Origin of the sequence: Algoriphagus faecimaris (assembly GCF_900101705.1) — a bacterium.
In the GTDB taxonomy this organism is placed as follows: Bacteria; Bacteroidota; Bacteroidia; order Cytophagales; family Cyclobacteriaceae; genus Algoriphagus; species Algoriphagus faecimaris.
In genome coordinates, this window is sequence record NZ_FNAC01000016.1 from 72,735 (window position 1) to 91,934 (window position 19,200).

Annotated in this window: 12 protein-coding genes and 1 tRNA gene; 8 read left to right on the forward strand and 5 right to left on the reverse strand. The window is 40.5% G+C overall.

Annotated elements, in window-relative coordinates; genetic code table 11:
* Positions 1–17: 17 nt before the first annotated feature.
* Complete coding sequence (locus BLQ57_RS10335) at positions 18–764, reverse strand: porin family protein (RefSeq protein WP_087939310.1); 747 nt, start codon at positions 762–764, stop codon at positions 18–20.
* A 180-nt stretch (positions 765–944) separates the two neighbouring features.
* On the opposite strand from BLQ57_RS10335, the gene BLQ57_RS10340 reads away from it, so the two are divergent.
* A tRNA-Arg gene (locus tag BLQ57_RS10340) sits at positions 945–1,018 on the forward strand.
* A 759-nt stretch (positions 1,019–1,777) separates the two neighbouring features.
* Positions 1,778–2,041: a hypothetical protein gene (locus BLQ57_RS10345; RefSeq protein WP_087939309.1), complete on the forward strand. Its 264-nt coding sequence runs from the start codon at positions 1,778–1,780 to the stop codon at positions 2,039–2,041.
* Between the two features lie 36 nt (positions 2,042–2,077).
* Here the strand turns inward: BLQ57_RS10345 and BLQ57_RS10350 are convergent, their stop codons facing one another.
* The 4 genes from BLQ57_RS10350 to BLQ57_RS10365 all read right to left on the reverse strand — a co-directional run bounded on the left by BLQ57_RS10350 (position 2,078) and on the right by BLQ57_RS10365 (position 13,449).
* Positions 2,078–3,325, reverse strand: coding sequence for an MFS transporter (locus BLQ57_RS10350; RefSeq protein ID WP_087939308.1), 1,248 nt, complete (start codon positions 3,323–3,325; stop codon positions 2,078–2,080).
* Between the two features lie 237 nt (positions 3,326–3,562).
* On the reverse strand, positions 3,563–7,033 hold the full coding sequence (locus BLQ57_RS10355) for a T9SS type B sorting domain-containing protein (RefSeq protein WP_139162708.1): 3,471 nt from the start codon (positions 7,031–7,033) through the stop codon (positions 3,563–3,565).
* A 138-nt stretch (positions 7,034–7,171) separates the two neighbouring features.
* A complete protein-coding gene (yaaA, locus tag BLQ57_RS10360; RefSeq protein ID WP_087939306.1) occupies positions 7,172–7,924 on the reverse strand; it encodes a peroxide stress protein YaaA in 753 nt (250 codons plus the stop codon).
* A complete protein-coding gene (locus BLQ57_RS10365) occupies positions 7,924–13,449 on the reverse strand; it encodes a T9SS type B sorting domain-containing protein (protein ID WP_087939305.1) in 5,526 nt (1,841 codons plus the stop codon). Before BLQ57_RS10365 ends, yaaA begins: the two co-directional genes overlap by 1 nt.
* A 105-nt stretch (positions 13,450–13,554) precedes the next feature.
* On the opposite strand from BLQ57_RS10365, the gene BLQ57_RS10370 reads away from it, so the two are divergent.
* The 6 genes from BLQ57_RS10370 to BLQ57_RS21670 all read left to right on the forward strand — a co-directional run.
* Positions 13,555–14,583 (forward strand): PorP/SprF family type IX secretion system membrane protein, encoded by a 1,029-nt coding sequence (locus BLQ57_RS10370; protein WP_092824075.1) that lies wholly within the window; start codon positions 13,555–13,557, stop codon positions 14,581–14,583.
* Between the two features lie 9 nt (positions 14,584–14,592).
* Entirely contained in the window at positions 14,593–15,825 is a 1,233-nt protein-coding gene (locus BLQ57_RS10375; RefSeq protein WP_087939304.1) for a M48 family metallopeptidase, read from the forward strand.
* Positions 15,826–16,076: 251 nt separating this feature from the next.
* On the forward strand, positions 16,077–16,397 hold the full coding sequence (locus tag BLQ57_RS10380; protein ID WP_087939303.1) for a hypothetical protein: 321 nt from the start codon (positions 16,077–16,079) through the stop codon (positions 16,395–16,397).
* Positions 16,398–16,520: 123 nt separating this feature from the next.
* On the forward strand, positions 16,521–17,705 hold the full coding sequence (locus BLQ57_RS10385) for a 6-bladed beta-propeller (protein WP_087939302.1): 1,185 nt from the start codon (positions 16,521–16,523) through the stop codon (positions 17,703–17,705).
* A 133-nt stretch (positions 17,706–17,838) separates the two neighbouring features.
* Positions 17,839–18,717 (forward strand): phytanoyl-CoA dioxygenase family protein, encoded by an 879-nt coding sequence (locus tag BLQ57_RS10390; protein ID WP_087939301.1) that lies wholly within the window; start codon positions 17,839–17,841, stop codon positions 18,715–18,717.
* Between the two features lie 276 nt (positions 18,718–18,993).
* Positions 18,994–19,200: DUF4372 domain-containing protein (locus BLQ57_RS21670; protein WP_139162709.1), on the forward strand; the 207-nt coding region annotated here is incomplete at its 3' end.

Genomic DNA, 19,200 nt, shown 5'->3' on the forward strand with positions numbered 1-19,200 from the left:
TTTTTAATCATTTGAGCTTAGAATAAATGGATAGCCACTCCAAAGCTAAGTTGCTGCGCTTCGTTGTTGAAAGGGCCTAAATCTTCTTGGAAAAGTTTGTTTAAACCGACATAAGACCAAAAATAAAACCCGGGGCTACCTGCTTTGAGTGAAAGGCCATACCGGATTTTTTCCAAGCCATAATTTTGAGCATCCTTTACCTTTCTGGTAAGCCCATCCTCATCCGTATAGTTTATTTTGCTATGCGCATTGTAGAGAAATCCTACTCGAGCGCCTAGGCTTACCCGGAATCCCTTGGAATAATTTCTTTTATTTGCATGGTAGGTGATGTCAAGAGGTATATCAAAATAATTGATGGCAAAATTATTTTTGTCTACCTGAATGTTATCTCCAAATACCTCTGTCAATTCTAGGTATTGACTTGACTCAGGTCCTTTTGCAGGGTCATTGAAAAGGTTTTGCTCATCTTGAAAAGCAAATTTATTGGAGCTGATACCAAAACCTGGGTCAAAAGTAAAACCTGAAGTCTCCCCAAAGATAGAAATCGGGTATTGATAATAAACATTAAAGGAACGAGAACCAAAAAAAGCGGTGCTGATGTCCGCAGGCCTATTATTGAGTAGATTAAATCCCAATTCGACTTTCAAGTCAGCGGGGATATTAGGTCTTCCTCCGATGGGTACTTTTGGTGTTTTTATTTCTTCCTGGGCAAAGGCAAGTTGGACAAGGCTAAAAGCGAAAAGGAATCCGAATATTTTTTTCATTAAATCGAGGCTTATTTACATTCTATTGCGGACAAAAATAGAAAATCTCATAGGATTAAACCTGCTTTTCCTCTTAATAATTCTTAAGGCTCATTTTCAGATCAATAGAGTAGGCAAGAAAATTCTCTCAAGAAGATACTTGTAGAAAATTTAATTTTGGGTACCTTTGCAAACCGAAACGGCCTCGTAGCTCAACTGAATAGAGCACCTGATTACGGCTCAGGAGGTTTCAGGTTTGAATCCTGACGAGGTCACAAAGCTCAACTTTTCAAGTTGGGCTTTTTTTTTGACCACGCAGTATATGCGAAAGGGTTGCAGTGTTATTTAAGGTATTTTGTCCGTCTACAGGTTTCCAATTTATTCCTTAATTGTGTCAACCTATTCCAGTCCACTCCCCGTAGCTCAACAGAATAGAGCATCCCGATAAGATCTGGAAGTTTTCAGGTTTGAATTCCCGCTTTGCGGGACAGGCTCTGACCAGGTCACAAAGCTCAACTTTTCAAGTTGGGCTTTTTTTTTGACCACGCAGTATATGCGAAAGGGTTGCAGTGTTATTTAAGGTATTTTGTCCGTCTACAGGTTTCCAATTTATTCCTTAATTGTGTCAACCTATTCCAGTCCACTCCCCGTAGCTCAACAGAATAGAGCATCCCGATAAGATCTGGAAGTTTTCAGGTTTGAATTCCCGCTTTGCGGGACAGGCTCTGACCAGGTCACAAAGCTCAACTCTTCAAGTTGGGCTTTTTTTTGTGACCATGCAGTATATGCGAAAGGGTTACATGTTATTTAAGGTATTTTGTCCGTCTACAGGTTTCCAATTTATTCCTTAATTGTGTCAACCTATTCCAGTTTACTTCCCGGTAGCTCAACAGAATAGAGCATCCAGATAAGGTTTCAGGTTTGAATTCCCGCATTGCGGGACAGGCTCTGACGAGGTCACAAAGCTCAACTCTTCAAGCTGAGCTTTTTTTTTGAGCTCTTTGTGTGTACTTTTCTAACCTCAAATAAAAGAAATGAAGCGAATTCGACTCTTTTCCCTTGGCGTATTACTTTGCTTGTCCTCCTGCGAAAGCTGGCTTCAAGATATAGGTCTGAAAGACATTAAAAGGATAGATGGTCCGTGTACTATTGTGCTGGAAGACGGTTCGGTGATAGAAACCCCTTTCAGCTTGGAGGTTACCATCAAAACTGAAGCAATCACCTATAGAGATGAAGAGGGGAAGCTTTGGTCACTTTTTAGAGAAGACTATCAGAGCTATTCCTGTGGAGGTAATTAAAAAAAGCTGTCAGATTTTTCTGACAGCTTTTTTTTGTTAATGTTGAGGGGTAGGTACAGGTGGTCGCTTTCCCTTTTGCCAAAAGAATAAAATGGTGAATGCTATTATAAGGATAATTGGAAAAGTAGTCATTGTAGAAAGGGTTGCTTGACCTGCTGCTAGATCTAAATCTGTTCCTGTTAGACCTAATTCACTTTTTTCTTCAATATCACTATCAATCCAAACACCAATTATAGGTTGGAAAATTGCTGTTGAAAACATTCCTACTCCTCCGATTATTGACATTCCAAGTGCTCCACTTTTTGGTACTCTGGTGGCAATAAATCCAATCATTGTAGGCCAAAAGAAGGCTACTCCTGTAGCGAAGAATATTGCTGCTACATACACCATGAAACCTGTCTGAATACTGAATAGATAGATACCAAGGGTTGAAATTACTGCGCCTGATAACAATACTCCGGTTTGGCCTAGTGCTTTTGTGACTGGACCTCCAAAGAATCGTAAAACTGCCATCAGACCTGTAGTAAGAGCGAGAACTAACATTGGTTTAGCCCCTGAGCTTTCCATTATCAATCCAGTCCATTTTTGAGGGCCAAATTCGGTAATTGCAGTAAGTGCCATACAAGCAAAAATAAACAGAAACAAAGGTGATAGCATTGCTTTGAAATTGGCTGAAAGAGAACTTGCTTGTTCCACACTTGCTTTTGGAAAAGTTTTACCATTGAATAGATACGCATAAATAAGAGCTGGTATTGGGATAAGCCAAAATTGGCTTTGCCATGAGAACCCTAAAGTTGACATTAATTCGGAAAGCAATGCGCCGACAAAAATTCCACCTGGGAACCACATGTGGAATCTATTTAACATTTTGTTCATTTTTTCTCCAGTGTACATGTCAGCAATCATTGGATTACAAGCTGCCTCTGTACATCCACATCCAATACCCATTAATAAGTTGGAAACTAATAGTAAAGCAAAGCTTAAATCAGAAACGTAGTAAATGGCAAATAGAGTTAGTCCTGCCCCAATAAAGTGCGTAAGGAACGCAATTTTCATGATTTTTTTTGGGCCAATTGTGTGATAAATTAAACCGCCTATTATCATCGCTATAGGAAAACCAAAAAACCAAAGGGAGTTGAGGTAGCCAAGATTTTCAGCAGAATATCCAAGATCAAGGCCTAGCTGTTTTAAAGTACCAGCACTAATACTGAATGAAAAGGCTGTTGTTATCAAAGCGAAACAGCTCGCAGTGAAGAGAGCTTTACGATTAATTGCTTGCGTCATAGAATAGGTTTTTTGGATTAGAGGTTTTGATAATGCATACGTTTGAAACAGCTGAAAATAGGAAAAATATTGGATACTGACTTTTCCGATAATAAAAATTTTTATTTGGATGACGCTCCTTACCAGGATAAACCTACTCCAAAGAATAGTAGTTGAAAAATTAGGGCATGGTTATGAGACTCGATATCGCTTGAAAATCAGTAGTTAAAAAAAATGATACTTGGACTAAGCCCAAATTTATTCAATTACCAAAATGGATCCTAATTGGTATTGACTGATATTTTTTTCCAGATTCACATAGTTGATTCTTACAGAATAAGAGCCATTAGGGACTTTTTCGCCATTGAAATAGCCATCCCATTGACAGGTAGATTCCTCAGAAATTAAACTGCTGTTTTCACAATAAAAGATAAGCTGTCCCCATTGATTGAAAATCCAGACCTCTAATTCGTCAATGAGGAAATTGGTGTAGATTAAAAAGTTTTTATCAGGATCTCCTGGGATAATTGCCGTAGGGAAAATCACTTTAAGTTCACATTCTTCCTCAGCGGTGAAGGAGGCCTGATAAGCGCAGCCTTCCAAGCTATATACAGTTAAAGAATAATCTCCTGGTCTAATGGGCTTGAAAGTAGGATTGGTAGAAACCAAATCCTCCCCCAAGTACCACTCATAGCTTGCGAAACTTCCGGGATTAAGGTTAGGACCAATCTCGTATCGTTCACAGACTTGATAAGTATCACCTAATTCAGGCCGCACTGGGTCTTGGCTTCGTAACACTAAAGCTTGATCAAAACCTAGTAAACATGGAATATCATTAAAAACGCGCACTTCATAGGTGCCTTCATCAAAGGCTAAAATTTCTTCTTGTCCCCTACTATTTACCAGTTCTGATTGATTTCCACTCAAGTCAGTAAACCACCACTCAATCTGGGTAATTTCTGTAAGGTCTGCCTGAAGCGTAAGAACAGTGGATGCTTCATCTGGGCAGAGTGGCTCGGTGGTAAGGTTGACATCTACACTTAGCACAGGAGTTTCTGCTGTAAAGTTTACACGTTGGGTAGAGGGGCAGCTTGTGGAACCACTTGGTTGCACTTCAAGAGAAAAATCACCATAGGTGTTGAGTTCAAGGAATTCCTCATCTCCGATTTGATTTCTATTGGTATCATACCAAAAGTAATCGACCTCATCATTTTGATAATTATTTACCCGTGCTTGGTAAGTTTTTAATCCATTGCAGTCTTCTGAAATTAAAATTGGTTCAAAATCTACAGGGTCAGTTAGCGTGACTACAAGTTCTTTTTGCTCAGGACAAATAGCTGAATTAGGGTCAGAGTCAAAGGCTAAAAAGATGTAAATTCCATCTAACTCAAGTGTAAAGCTATCTCCCGAGGATCCGGTTTGTGTATTTCCTGCAGGGTCAGTTACGGTAAATTCAAGTGATTCCGTTGTTTGGGGAGTAAGTTCGAAATTTTCACAGACAGTCAGTTCTGCAGGAATATCAAATAGAACTTTATCAGGGATTAAATTCAGTTCTATGGTTTCTCTTCCGAGTTCACATTCTTCTACACTAATTCCTGGGATAAATCTGAACAGTGCAGCCTCGTAGGTTCCCGCAATTCGTGTTTGGAATTCTTTCAAGTTTTCAAATTCGGGTAAATCATCGACAGTACCATCCTCGTTAAATCTTCTCCATCGGATATCAGTGACTGCCTCAGGGAAGGTAGATTCTAGGCTGACAATAGCCTCAGGGCCAAATTCACATAATTTGGTCTGGTTCAAGGTCACATCCACACTTAGCACAGGCTCCTCGATCATAAATGTTTTCGGAGGGATGGGACAAGCTTGGGCGTTGATGGGTTGCACGTCAAGTTTAAATTCTCCGGTGGAAACGGGAATAAGAAATTGTCCTTGACTGACTACCTGATCATTTTCATCATACCATATAAACCTTGCAGTACTTGGGTCAACACCAAAAATCTCTGCTTCAAAGACTCGGTTTCCAAAACAGTCCTCTTGAACCAATCTAGGCTCAAAATCAATAGGATCTACCAAAGAAACATTAATTTCCCTTGAAAAGGGGCAGAGAACATCTTGGCCAGGTATTCGACCTACCAAGGTGTAAGTGCCTGCCTTATCAAGTAAGCCAAAGTCTCCACTATTGAAGATAGTTTCTAAACCATCGGGATCCGTAAGTGAAAATTCAAGAGCTTGACTTGTTACAGGATATAATTCAAAACTTTGACAAACATTAATATTCGCAGGAACAAAGAAATTGACTTGACTTAAGCCAGGTATTTCAATTTCTTCACTTTCGGGTAATGCACAACCATTGCCGTCAAATATTTCAAAAAAGTATTTCCCCCCGGATAAATTAACACGAATGGTGTCATTTAATTGAGTAGTGTCTTGGAAAATGGCTGGAATGCCTCTCTCTGTTAAAATTTGGTAGCCCGCCGTAGTGGAGCCATTAGGTAATACAATAGAGAATCCTCCCGGTGCTATTCCTGTGCTGGTACAAGTTTCCGGTATAATATCAATTATTTGAAATTCTAATTCGGGAATTGGGTTTTGTAAGGGAACCACCGCTCCTATAGAATAGGCGCAGGAACCCAGTGCCGTGCTCAATGTATAAGCCCCTGACTTAAGTCCTGGAAATTCTACAATTTCGAAGGCAGCAAAAGGCCCTAGACTGATTCCTAAAGAATCTATAGTGACTCTATCTACATCAGTTAGCGTTCTGATTTTCAATATTCCATCATCTACAGAACAGTCACTAGCTCCAAAAGCCTCTTCAAATTCTATTCTAGGTTCAGGATAATAAGTGAAATTTATTGGGATTTCAGCGGTACAAGTGGGATTGTTTGGATTGGGTAAAGCAAAAATCATAGTGAAATCTCCTGGGCTATCAAGATCTCTAGAGGGGAATAAAGAAAAGTCGGATGATGTACCTAAAAATGTACGAGTAGTTTCACCTTGGCGCTGTACATACCAGTCTCCTTCAATACTTGGGCTGGACTGAAATTCAATAAACTGGGTGGTACAGACCTCTGTCCTGTCAGAATTGACACTAAAGCTGTTGATGTCAATGATTGTGGTGGAAAGTGTCCTGACGCACTCGTTTACTCCTTGAGAATTGACGAAGTAAAACTCTACAGCGTAGGTGCCTGGACTATTTATGACAGCCTCATTATCGGTGCTGATCACAGCTCCGGCGCTATTGGTCCATTCAAAAACATAATCTCCAAAGTCTGCAGAACCAGGGTCGATTGCGGATAAAGTTAAATCTTGACCCGTGCAAATAATATAATTGCTTTCAAGAACCGTTAATGGGCTTGGTAAAACATCAATGGGTTTTACCTCACTACCTACGATCACATTTCCCCTCCTAATGTCCAAACTCAATTGATACACTCCTGGGCTAGAAAAAGTGTAAGAAAATCCTGGTGAACCTAATTGTCGACTGAAAAGAACTTCTCCACTTGGACTGATTAATTCCCAATCGAAGACATCTCCGGGTTGGCCTAAACCCGTGAAATCACCAATGACACTACCAAAGACAATGCATAAGCGCTCAGGACCATCAATTATGGAGTTGACTAGAAGGGCAGAAGATAATGGTTTAGCTGCTTTTTCGGCAGAGATAGAAGTGAATAACAGGAAACAGCTCAGTAGAATAACTGCTACTGCGCTCCCTCTAAAAAGGATCATTCCTATATTTTTTTTTCTTTCTTTCACTTCAAAAAACTTGAAAATCAAGCCACTAAGCTACAACAAATAGACCTTCCTCAAAAATAGAATCTTCGCGGAAAGAAGGTTTTTAATAGGAAAAGATTTCTTTCAAACTCTTTATCTAACAAAAATCCATTCTGATTCATTACTTAATTGATCAGCAAATTCGTAGCCAGATTCGTTAAACAGTTTTAATTTTTCCGGATCGGTGATTTTATTTTTGATAGCATAATTTGCCATCATTCCACGAGCCTGCTTTGCAAAGAATCCGACTATTTGATATTTATCGTTTTTGAATTCTTTAAAGTGTATGGTGATCACAGGATTATTCAATGTTTTTTGATCTACAGCCTTGAAGTATTCTTGGGATGCTAGATTAATTATGGGCGCTTTACCAGCGTTTTGATTGATGGCTTTGGCGATTTTTTGACCCCAATATTCATAAAGGTTTTTTCCCTTTTTGGTCTCTAATTTTGTCCCCATCTCTAAGCGGTAGGGTTGAATGAGGTCCAAAGGCTTTAATAAGCCATATAATCCAGAGAGGATTCTAAGATGCTCCTGAGCATATTCAAAGTCCTCTTCCGAAAATGAATCCACCTCAATTTTAGTGTAGACATCACCTTTAAATGCCAGCAAAGCCTGTTTTGAATTTTCAGGAGTAAATTCTTTTTGAAAAGTCTTATAGCGTTCCTCATTTAATTGAGCTAAGTTTTCGCTCACATGCATCAGTTTGGCAATGTCATCTGCAGATTTTTTTTTCATTACTGAGACCAATGATGTGATGTCAGTGGTGAATTCAGGCTGACTGTGTTCTTGAAAGGAGGGAGTACTGTAGTCTAAGGTTTTGGCTGGTGATAATAAAATTAACATTACTGAATGACGGTTAATGCGCTTGTGATTTGTTCGGTTTTATTTTGATCTCTACTGGTAAACCTCACGACAACGGCATATGTTCCGTTAGGGACAAAATTTCCATTGTACTGACCGTCCCAAGGGCAAAATGGCTGAGCGGGTTCCAAATTTTCATGCTCGCAATGGAAAATCAATTCACCCCATCGATTGAAAATAAATACCTCGGCTTCGTCTATGTATTCATTTGCGTATAGGATGAAATTACGGTTCGGATCATTCAGCACTACACCATTGGGCAAGCTTACTTTGAGTTCACAATCTTCAAATACCTCAAAGGTTTCCACATATTCACATCCTATGTTATCGGATACCCGAAGTTCGTATAAACCGGGCTCGCTTGGTGTGAAAATCGCGTCTTGAGATACTTCTTCCCCATTAAGTGTCCAAGAATAATTAGCATATTCCCCAGGGTCAATGCTAAATGAAACGCCTTCAATAGCACAAATGGTCAACTCCTCAGGAACTATCGGTGGAATGATCGTAGATCTAATGACTGTGGCATTTGCCCTGCCGATATCGCACCCCGCAGCACTTCGCAATAGCACTTCATAGGTGCCTTCATCCTCTACCTGCACAATTGGTAATCCATCCCAGTCAAACAACCGGGTCCGAGTTCCTCCCTGCACACTATACCACTCGATCGCATCCACAGCACTAAGATCAGCATCTACTGTGATAGTGGTGGATGATAGCTCCCCGCAGAATGGCACTAAGTCCAAACTTACATCTACATCTTCGGTCAATGTGATAGCCGTAAAAGGAATTTCAGGACTCGGGCATAATCCTCCTGCATTTCGCTGAACCTCTAAAGTGTAGTCTCCATCTCTTGGTGGAGTAAAGGATTGGCGCCTTCCTACTATGATTCCATTGTCATCCTTCCAAAGAAAAATTACATCCTCGGGATTGGCATTATTCAAGATGGCCTCATAACTAACTCCGACTTGACAATCAATAATTGGTTGGGAAACCTCATAATCCAAAGGACCTGTAATATCCAAGCTAAACGTCCGTTCCCTTGGACAATCAATACCATCAGGATCGGTCGCGATCATGGAATAAGTACCGCTTTGTGTTAATGTGTATTCCCATGTGACAGGATCAACTGGATTGATAATAGTTCCGTCCTCAAATGTCAACTCAAACTGTAAGTCATTGTCCTCATAGGTAGGCGAAAAAGTGAAGCTTTCACAAGCTTCAAGCTGGAGAGGAATAGAAAACTGAACCGGCTGAATGTCATCAATAATATAAATGTCAGGATCGGGTAGAGCACAACCTGAAGCTATGACCTCTACTGTATAGCTTCCATCAGGAACTGGGATTTGAAGACTTGTTTGGTTGGTGAAAGTTTCGGTAAAAACCTGTCCATCTCCTTGGCTCAGGATCTCAACGGTCCCCGTCACAGGAATACCGGCATCAAAATCAATTTGCAAAGCTCCAGAAGCTACTCCATTGGCATCACAAAACTCATCGATTTCTGATACAGTAAATTCCAACTCTGATGGCGGATTGAGGTTTTCTACAAATCCAGTCACAGTAAAGGTGCATCCAGCTGCATTACTAGCTTCTAAAGTATAGTTTCCGGGAAGTAAATTGGTGACAGGGATAGTGGTGCCAGCATTGACGTTGGTGAAAATATCTCCTGTTTCGACAATTCTTACCTCATCTGCATCAGCTAGCATTTCGATTTCGAAGCTGCCGTCTGCAGTCGTACAATCACTTGCTGGGCTCAATGATGTTGTTATCATTTCTGGTAATTCATTGACCCGTAACTCCATTCTTTTTTCAATGGTGCAGCCCTCTAAAATCGGGTCTTCTGCCAAGAAATAAATTTCGTAATCCCCTGGTCCAGGGAGGTTGTTTACCCAAAGTTCCAACTCAAAAAATTCTCCTAAGCTTACACGATTTCCATCTTGATTTCGCTCATATTCCCATTGTCCGCTTAGTGGAGTGTCTGGAGCAAACGTGACCAAGACTTCCTCAAAACAAACCTCTACCGCGTCTTGATTAATTTCAAACTCGAAAGCGGGTCCTACAAATACGTCAGCAGTCGCTGGGCAAGTATTGAAAAGTAAGGCTTCTTCCTCATCCAATCCAGCAGGAAGCCTGTAGCTGACATTGACAGTATAAATACTCTCTTCATCTACGGTAATGGAATTAGAGTTTTCGTCTCCAAAAACCTGACCTGCGGCATTGGTCCATTGGAAATCATACAGTCCCTCTGCAGGATCATAGCCATCTATGGCAGTCAAAGTAACTGGATCTCCGGCGCAGAGTGTTATGTCCGATTCTAAAGTTAATTCCGGTGGAGCTACCACTTCGATATCGATACTTCCATCAAAATAGTCAGGAGTAGCACATCGAGTGACATTCAGTGCAACCGTGTAAATTCCCGGCTCATCAAAAATTTGTTCTAAGTTTTGAAACTGGTCTCCAGGCCCCCCGAAATTTTCAAGGATAACCGTTCCATCATCTCGGGTCACAGTCCAAAAATAACTATCGATATCTGGTTCCCCTCCTCCTTCTATGGTTGCCAATGCTCCATTATCAGGATCTAGACATAACCTTTCCGGTGCAACAAGGGAAGGCTCGGGGATGGAGCTGCCGCTGTTTTGTGCAAAAGAAGGAAGCCCCAGATTAGTAGTGCCTGTCATGGGCTCTACAGAATCTTGATTAAAGGTACTGCTGGAATTGCAGCCAGAGCCTACCGCGATTTGACCGATTAGATTGGAGCCTACCACCGCCGCGTATACATTACCATCGGGGCCGATTTGGAGGGCACCTAAGTCTAAACCACTTGTTCCGCTGATTGAATTTTTGGTGGATAGAATGCAGTTTTCTATTTCAGTTCTGGTAGAAGAAGTGTCAAAACAGGCAGGGCAACTTGCGGCATCTGGATTGTCATTTTCGATTGGCTTGATGTTAAATTCTTCTATTCCGGGACCTCCATTTCGGTAGGATACAAATATTTTCTCTCCACTGTCAGAAAATTCCAAGCCATAAACTTCCCCATCACAACCTAGGTCTAAGAGCGCATATTCTGTCAATTCTCCTGTATCCGCATCAAAGTCAAATATCTCCAGTCGGTTACAGCCCCCATTAGAAATGGTGACAGCTAATTGATCCCCATCGGGGCTAAATTTCATGGCCCCCACCCCTGCATTGAATCCGTGGCTACTTCCTACAGAACTGAATACTGGCTGCCCAATACCTTGGGCGGAAACAGGATAGGCTCTGAAGGTATTATTCCCCAGTTCATGAAACATTACCCATGTCGTGTCTCCGTTTGCGAATGCAGCCGATTGCTCCGTAGATGGACTGAAAAGGAAATTGTCTTTGGAAACCACATTTCCCACTCCGGTTTGGTTTTCAGACTTGATATCGACTAGTGAAAACCTTACCTCATTATTTCCATTAGCAGTAGTCTGGGTCGTAAAAAGATAAAATAAGGTGCGCTCTTGAGGGACAGCCGTGGCAATTACTGCTTGGCTAGAGGCATTATTTCCACCGATATCTTCGCCATTTTCCATCAGTTGACCATTTAAGTCCCAAACTGATTCTCCATCGGTAAAGAAGAGTACTTCTCCTCCCGAATCAGTAATGGTAGTGGTGCCCGCAGGAATATTTTGAGGATGAGGACTATCTAATGGTCTTGGGGTAGGGGCGTTGGGGTCATTCGGGTCGGGATTGAAATTTAACCCTGCCCCATCACCAAAATACCAGATGCCATTACTTTGATCCTGAAGATCCCATACTTTTACTGTGATTTCTGCATAAGCATAACAGCTTGAGCCTTGCTCTCTGACCAATGCCCAGTAAGTGCCAGGAAGACAAACTTCATTGGTTCCTTTCGGCCCCCAGCCTTCATCTCGTTTGTTGGACCAGAAGTATTCATAATTATCTCCACCACCGGGAGGAGCTTCACCATCTTGTTGGCCTGCTGTACTTTGAGCTTCCAAAAGCTCGGCAATATCCACGCATTGTCCCTCACAGATGGTCGTATCCTGAGGTGTGAAATTAGCTTCTAGGTCATTCTCAGTAAGGGTTATACTCTTGGTAACGCTTTCTGTCGTTCCATCTGCAAATTCTACCGTCAGGGATATTGTAATGCTTTGATCTTGGGCAGCGTCAGCGGGCACCAAAAAATGTTCTTCGGTATAATCAGCGGGTAAGGGATTTCCGTCAGAATCAGTCAATGGCGGGCTAAATTCCCAATTGAAAGAAATGGGTCTGTAGTTTTCGGGAGTGATTTCACTAGTTAGCTGAACCGGATTATTGGCACAAGGCTGTTCCGGTTCCCAGGTGAAATCCACAGTAGGAGTGATATCCGCATTGGGTCCAAAAGTAGGGAAAACCGTCCCACAAAAATCCGCTCCAGCAAAAGGATCCTCTTCTACTTCAAGTAGTGTCACATCTCCCTCATCAGGATTGCTGACTCTACCGATTAATTGTGGACCACCGTCCGTCTCTTCATAAATGTAGTAAAGCTGACCGTCTGGCCCGACCTTCAAATCATAAATGGTGCTGGGGCTAGGATCCAAAGGAATTTCCTCTGGGGTAGCGCCTAGATCGGTACTCGGTACTCGAAAGAGCTGTCCTCCTCGAGAAAAATAGATGTAATTTCCTTCAGGAGAATAGCTGGCCCCTTCGATTTCTTCTGTGCCATCTGACTGTGAGATTGGTTCTACGGACCCAAAATTTCCCGAACTGGTATTGAAGTCTATGACCAGAATATCTTCTCCTAAACCCTCTGGAATTAGGATGAGTCGCTCCTGCTCTTCATCAAATACGATGGATTTTGGGATAAAAGGTATTCCTTCTGAATCTGTTTGCGTAAAATCTCCAGGATTATTTTCTAATCTTCTAGCGATTAATTGTCCTCCGTCAAAGCTGATCAGAAAAGAGGCAGATGCGGGTGTTTTTATTACCAAAATGGCACCTTGAGCAGCCCCTATTGTTTGGTCTTGCTCCGTGATTTCACCAAGAGGAGGCTCATTTCCTATAGCTTGACCCGGAGCATTCATATCAATGAGAGAATAAAGTAATTGCCCTCCCGGAGATACATAAAAAAGATAAAATAATTTATCTCCTTCAGGATCAAAATTTAAAAAACCCGTTGCAACCTGTTGTCTGCTGTCAATGGGGCCATTGAGATTCCCAACCTGTCCCTGAAAAATCTCACCATTATAATTATAGACTAATGATCCATTGGAATAAAAAAGAGGTTGACCCGTTATAGGGTCGACTGCTACGGTATTGCTCTGGGCATCAAGAATGATGGATCCGGGTAAGCTCTGAACGGTAGCGGTAGTGCCCTTTCCAAAGGATAGGTAATTGTTGTCATCGCCGGATTCACAATAACCAAAGATCCATTCATTATTGTTAAATCCCTGTGCTTGTATAGAAATTGCCGTTCCAACCCAAAAAATTGAGCTTAGAACCACGAAAAATATACGTTTAAGTATGGAATGCAATTTGCTTTTCATATTTTTCCCACTGCTATCTAAAACATGCTGGAAGCAAAATCGTTCTAGATGCTGACTGAATTACTCAAATAAACGAACAAATCCTTGTTACGGTCTTCGCAATTAATTGTTTTTTTTCTTTACATAGGCTTTCTTTTGCCTTTCACGTCCCTACAGGCGCAAGATCCGCAATATAGCCAATACTATGCCGCCCCACTTTATTTGAATCCTGCTATGGCGGGTGGAGAATTGACGGGGAGGGTTGGTTTTAACTACAGAAACCAATGGCCAAGCATTGATGCACAGTTTACTACATTTTCGGCATTTTATGATACCTATCTGCCCGAGTACAATGCAGGAGTAGGCTTTCATGTGATGCAAGATACCGAGGGTGCTGCCAAGTTGCGGTCTACGACGATTTCTGGAATGTTCTCATACGAGCTTAAGTTGGGAGACAATTCTTATTTCCGTCCTGGATTTCAGGCTAGTTACATCAGAAGAGAGATTGGGTTTTATGAAAACCTGATCTTTGCCAATCAGATCAATCCTGCAGAGCCTTTCGGTCCTACACTTCCCGGAAACGATATTCCCGGCCTCGGTGACCCTGTAGGAATGCTTTCCCTTTCTTTTGGGGGTTTGTTTTTTACTGAAAATCTTTGGGTAGGTTTATCTGCTCATCATGTCAATGAACCCAATCAATCCTTTATCGATGGGATCAGTCCACTTCCTGCAAAATTTTCCCTTCATGCTGGATACAGGATTCCACTAGGGGAAGGTTCCATGCGGGGAGACTTTACTCATATTAGAAAACAACGCTATTTTACGCCTACGATCAATTACAAGCGTCAAGGTCCATTTGAGCAGTTGGATGTAGGTGGATATTTTTATGTAGAACCTTTAGTGGTAGGGTTATGGTACCGGGGCTTGCCTTACAAGCCAGTAAATAACCAAAGCAACAGAGATGCAGTTGTCCTGATGGTAGGAGTCAATTTGCTAAGCGGAATGAATGTTGGTTACAGCTTCGATTATACTGTTTCTCAATTAGGGATTCAGTCAGGTGGAGCTCATGAAATCAGTCTTTCCTGGACGCTTCCTAATAGCTATCAGGGAAAACCGCTCCGTAGGGATACTATTCTGCCCTGTCCGAAATTTTAATCAAAATACATGAGTCCAGAAATTTTGAAATACCTCTTGGTAGGGGTGGTGGTTTTTGGGTTTTTAGTAGATAAAATCCTTAGCTATCTGAATGTCAAGCAGGCTGTGCCGCAGGTGCCTGATACCTTGCAGGAGTATTTGAGCATTAAAAAATTGCAAGAGTCGAAGGCCTATCAGCTCGAAAATTATCGTTTTGGTCTTTATGCCGGGGTTTTTTCTTTTGCCTTTACGATTTTATTTATTGGGATGGGATGGTTTGGAGCAGTTGATACATGGGTGGGTTCCTATGTGGAAAATCCTCTTTATCAGTCCGTGGTTTTTTTTGCCATTATTTTCATCGGTTCGGATATATTAAGTTTACCATTTGATTATTACAGTACCTTCGTCATAGAGGAGAAGTACGGGTTTAACAAAACCTCTACTCGAACTTTTTTTAGTGATAAATTAAAAGGATATCTGCTGTCCCTCCTGGTAGGAGGAGGATTATTGCTGGTTTTTTTATGGCTTATTCATCAGATGGGATCTCATTTTTGGTGGATATTTTGGATTGTCGCCTCGGTATTTATGGTGGTAGTTAATTTGTTTTATACTGCTTGGATTCTGCCCTTATTTAACAAGCTAACTCCTCTTGAGGAAGGTGAATTGAAACAGCGGATTATTCACTATGCCCGATCGGTAAATTTTCCACTCGATAATATTTTGGTGATGGATGGGAGCAAGCGTTCGGCTAAGGCAAATGCTTTCTTTTCTGGCTTTGGAAAGCGGAAAAAAGTGGTGCTTTATGATACACTCCTAGAGCAGCATCCTCCGGAGGAATTAGTGGCGGTATTGGCACATGAAGTAGGGCATTACAAGAAAAAACATATAGTGCTGGGAATGATTACCTCAGTGCTTCAAGTGGGATTACTGCTTTTTTTGCTGTCGCAATTTATCTTCAGCGAGACAATGAGCTTGGCATTGGGAGGAGAAGTATGGTCTGCACAGTTAAATATCATCGGATTTACGATGCTTTTTACACCGATTTCGATGGTGATTGGCATGGGGATGAACTGGCTTAGTCGAAAGCATGAATTTGAGGCAGATGCATTTGCCAAGGATACTTTTGCAGGAAAGCCACTTGCAGAGGCGCTTAAAACCCTATCTGTCAAAACCCTGAGTAACATCAATCCTCATCCATGGTATGTTTTTGTCAATTATTCCCATCCCCCTTTACTGGAAAGACTGGCCCGGTTGGAATCTTAGGAGCGTAGATTTTTGAAAAAAAGCCAAAAAATTGATATCCGATTGATTAGTTGGTGAATTAGTTTTCAGTACTACGAATCTTTGGAGAATTAAAGAGTTTGTTAGGGGGGGGTGAAATATTATTTTGTTTTTAATCTTGGAATAATACAATTAATTGATATTCAGCAATATTCAGCATAATGTAAAATTTGGTTTTTAAGGTTAGAAGATCTACTATTGATACAGTATTAACCAAAAAACCAAAAAACATCATGAAAAAACCATTGATTCAACTAGTGGTTGGCCTATGCCTATGTTTTGTGGCCATGCTAGGAGTAGACCTAGGAAGTGGGAATGGAGATTTTTATTCCGTTCAATTGGTAAGTGAGGCTGGTGCTCAAGAACAGGTGTATGAGGCTTGTCCCGGTGGAGATGTGTCATTTGTTCATCCAGTCACCAGAACAACCGTATGTGGTCACGGTGGAGTAAATGGCATTGTTCCTCATTTTGACGAATATCATTATACTGAATGCGTAGATGCAGATTCATGTTGTCCAATTAGTGGGTTTGATGACCCCATAAGTTGTCCTTAATCTAATTATCCAACCAAAAATCAGCTTAGATTTTTGGTTGGATAAACTAGTTAAAAGAACTTTAATTTGATAGTGATAAAGGATGATATTATAAATCAGTAGCTTTAGTAGTTGACTATAAGAATGAAAAAAATAATTATTATTTTAATTTTTATTTTTGCTAATGCTTGTTCTAATGAGTCTAGCATTGAAATAAATAAAAATGAAGTTAATTTTAAAATTGATCTTGATAAGGTTTTTGCCGTAGATTTTTCTAGCGTATTTGACAGTCTTCGTATCTTTCAACCTAATGATGCTGCTATAGTCGCTTCAGCGGATGATATCCTACTTCACAAAAATTATGTCATTATAGTAGATTTTTTAAAGCTTAAGCAAGTTCAGGTATTTGATATTTCAGGTAAATTCCTTTTTGATATCAAGGCTACAGGGAAGGGGCCAAAAGAGTTTAAGGTTCCATTAAAAGTGAGGGTAAATTCTGCTGGAGATAAACTATTAATCTATTGTTCTTTGACTAAAAAAATTTTAGAATTCGATTTTAAAGGGAATTTTATTAGGGAAGTAGGAATTCCCGAAATCGGACTATTGGGGGATTTCATTGAGAAAGATGAGGAAATTCTGTTTATTGATGCATTGACCAATTCTAGAGCTCAAAGAATTGGTAAATTAAATTTGAGGACCTATGAGAAGGATAAAAACATTAATTATTTAGTCAATCCTTCACCATTTTTTAGGATTTTTGGAAGTAAGGACCGATACTTGTTTAATTTTTTGGATGATTCAAAAGTCTTATTTAAAGATCTTTATTCTAATTATCTAGTAGAATATGATTGGGATGGTTCTTTTGAGACCTACGTCTTTGAAATTAATAATAATCAATTATATCTTGATTCTAGCGACGTATATCAACTGTATGAAATCAAGGAATTATTAAATAATAATTATTATAACACAATTGGAGAGGGGGTAGTGTCGTCAAAAAATTGGAAAATGATTCCTATAGGAGAGGGATTAAAAAATATAGGAACATTGATTTTTTCTACAGCAGAGAAAAAACTCATTCCAGTTTTAAAATTCAATAATGACATGGATGAGGTGTTTACATTTTCCAGCGTTTCAGATCAATCCTTTTCACAAATGGGAAACTTGTTGTTTAAATTCGATTATCAATTTTTGACACAAAGATTGGATAATATGGACTTGGACAAAAATCCATATAGGGATGTTTTAGAAAAGTTTAAAGGCAATGAAAATGAGAATCCTATTTTTTTTATATACAGCTTGAAGGACGATTTTAATTTTGAGTTTTAGGGATTGATCCCCGTAAGTTGTGCTAATGGTTATTTCTATTTTTTAATAAGTTGGCAGTTTTATTTTAACTGACTTAGCATACATTTTCTCTCCATTTTCCCTATCTTATCTCCTCACAAACAGCGCTAAACCTATGAAAGATCTTGCTGATTTCCATTATCCGATTTCAGACTTATTTCCTCAACCCAAATCCGCCTCAGACTGGGATCAATACCGACTCAGTAAAGAGCAAATTGAATTTTTTCATGAGAAAGGGTATTTGGCGGGAATTAAGCTATTGGATGACGTCCAAATCGAAGCTCTCAAAAATGCACTGGATGAAGTGATGGATCCGAAGCATCCACTTCATCACTTATTTCATGAATTCCACAGCAATGAATCCGGGGATCCAAATAAGGTGCTCTTTCATTCCTTGGGGCATTGGCGGATTGCGGAAGCTTTTCACGATGTGATATGGAATCCTACTTTTAGGATGGTCGCTTCCCAGTTGTTGGGAGACCGGCCGGTTCGGTTTTGGCATGATCAGCTTTTTTGTAAGCCCGCTCATCATGGGGGCAATGTCGCCTGGCATCAGGATTATAGCTACTGGACCCGGACGATCGAGATGCAGCATTTAACTTGCTGGTGTGGTTTGGATGATGCTACAGAAGACAATGGTTGTCTACAATATGTCCCGGGTTCACATCGCTGGGGACTTTTAGAAAAACCCGCACTTGCTGGAGAAATGGATGGATTGATGCAAATGATGACTGAGGAGCAAAAGGCGAATTTCAAACCCGTGGCTATTCCGCTTAAAGCGGGATATGCGGCTTTTCATCATCCCCTCTTGGTGCATGGGAGCTTTGCGAATTATTCTGACAGGTCTCGAAAAGCCTTCGTATTGAATGTCTTTGCTGATGGCACTATTTCCAATACAGACGAATCACTTTTGGAGGGTGTCCCCGTCATTCCTAAAGGAAAAAAGATGGAAGGGAAGTTCTTTCCTTTGATTTTCGATCCTAAGGAAATTTAAAAAAAGATGGTTTTGGAGATTCGCTGAAAATAAGGTTGTTTTTGATTTCCATCCGAAGGAGAGTCTAAAGGATTGACAGGGTTTATCTCTAGGTTTTATTTTGTAAATCATCTCATGCAAAGTGCAGGCAGACTGTATTTATTTTTCGATATTTCGGAATTTAGCTTTTAAAAACTATTACTGTCATCCGAGTAAAATTACCAATGTAAGTTAGCTTTCTTGGAATAGCACAAAACTGAAAAAGCGGAACCACCGATTAGGTTAATTCCGCTTTAAATGGGATGTTGCGGTTACCACACTACAACCAACCCAGTGCAACATACAAAACTATCAGGTCATCCGATCATCAGTCAGTTACTTTCTTTTATTCCCCGGGAGATCGTTGACCAAGCAACGAACACTTTTCAGTCAGATCGGTATTATAAGACCATGGATACCTGGAAGCAGCTGGTGTTTATGCTCTATGGGGTGGTGTCCAAAGTC

Bases quoted from the DNA above. Each gene is read 5' to 3' on its own strand.
- BLQ57_RS10335 (WP_087939310.1), bottom strand. From the start codon at position 764: ATGAAAAAAATATTCGGATTCCTTTTCGCTTTTAGCCTTGTCCAACTT.
- BLQ57_RS10345 (WP_087939309.1), top strand. From the start codon at position 1,778: ATGAAGCGAATTCGACTCTTTTCCCTTGGCGTATTACTTTGCTTGTCC.
- BLQ57_RS10350 (WP_087939308.1), bottom strand. From the start codon at position 3,325: ATGACGCAAGCAATTAATCGTAAAGCTCTCTTCACTGCGAGCTGTTTC.
- BLQ57_RS10355 (WP_139162708.1), bottom strand. From the start codon at position 7,033: ATGATCCTTTTTAGAGGGAGCGCAGTAGCAGTTATTCTACTGAGCTGT.
- yaaA (WP_087939306.1), bottom strand. From the start codon at position 7,924: ATGTTAATTTTATTATCACCAGCCAAAACCTTAGACTACAGTACTCCC.
- BLQ57_RS10365 (WP_087939305.1), bottom strand. From the start codon at position 13,449: ATGAAAAGCAAATTGCATTCCATACTTAAACGTATATTTTTCGTGGTT.
- BLQ57_RS10375 (WP_087939304.1), top strand. From the start codon at position 14,593: ATGAGTCCAGAAATTTTGAAATACCTCTTGGTAGGGGTGGTGGTTTTT.
- BLQ57_RS10380 (WP_087939303.1), top strand. From the start codon at position 16,077: ATGAAAAAACCATTGATTCAACTAGTGGTTGGCCTATGCCTATGTTTT.
- BLQ57_RS10385 (WP_087939302.1), top strand. From the start codon at position 16,521: ATGAAAAAAATAATTATTATTTTAATTTTTATTTTTGCTAATGCTTGT.
- BLQ57_RS10390 (WP_087939301.1), top strand. From the start codon at position 17,839: ATGAAAGATCTTGCTGATTTCCATTATCCGATTTCAGACTTATTTCCT.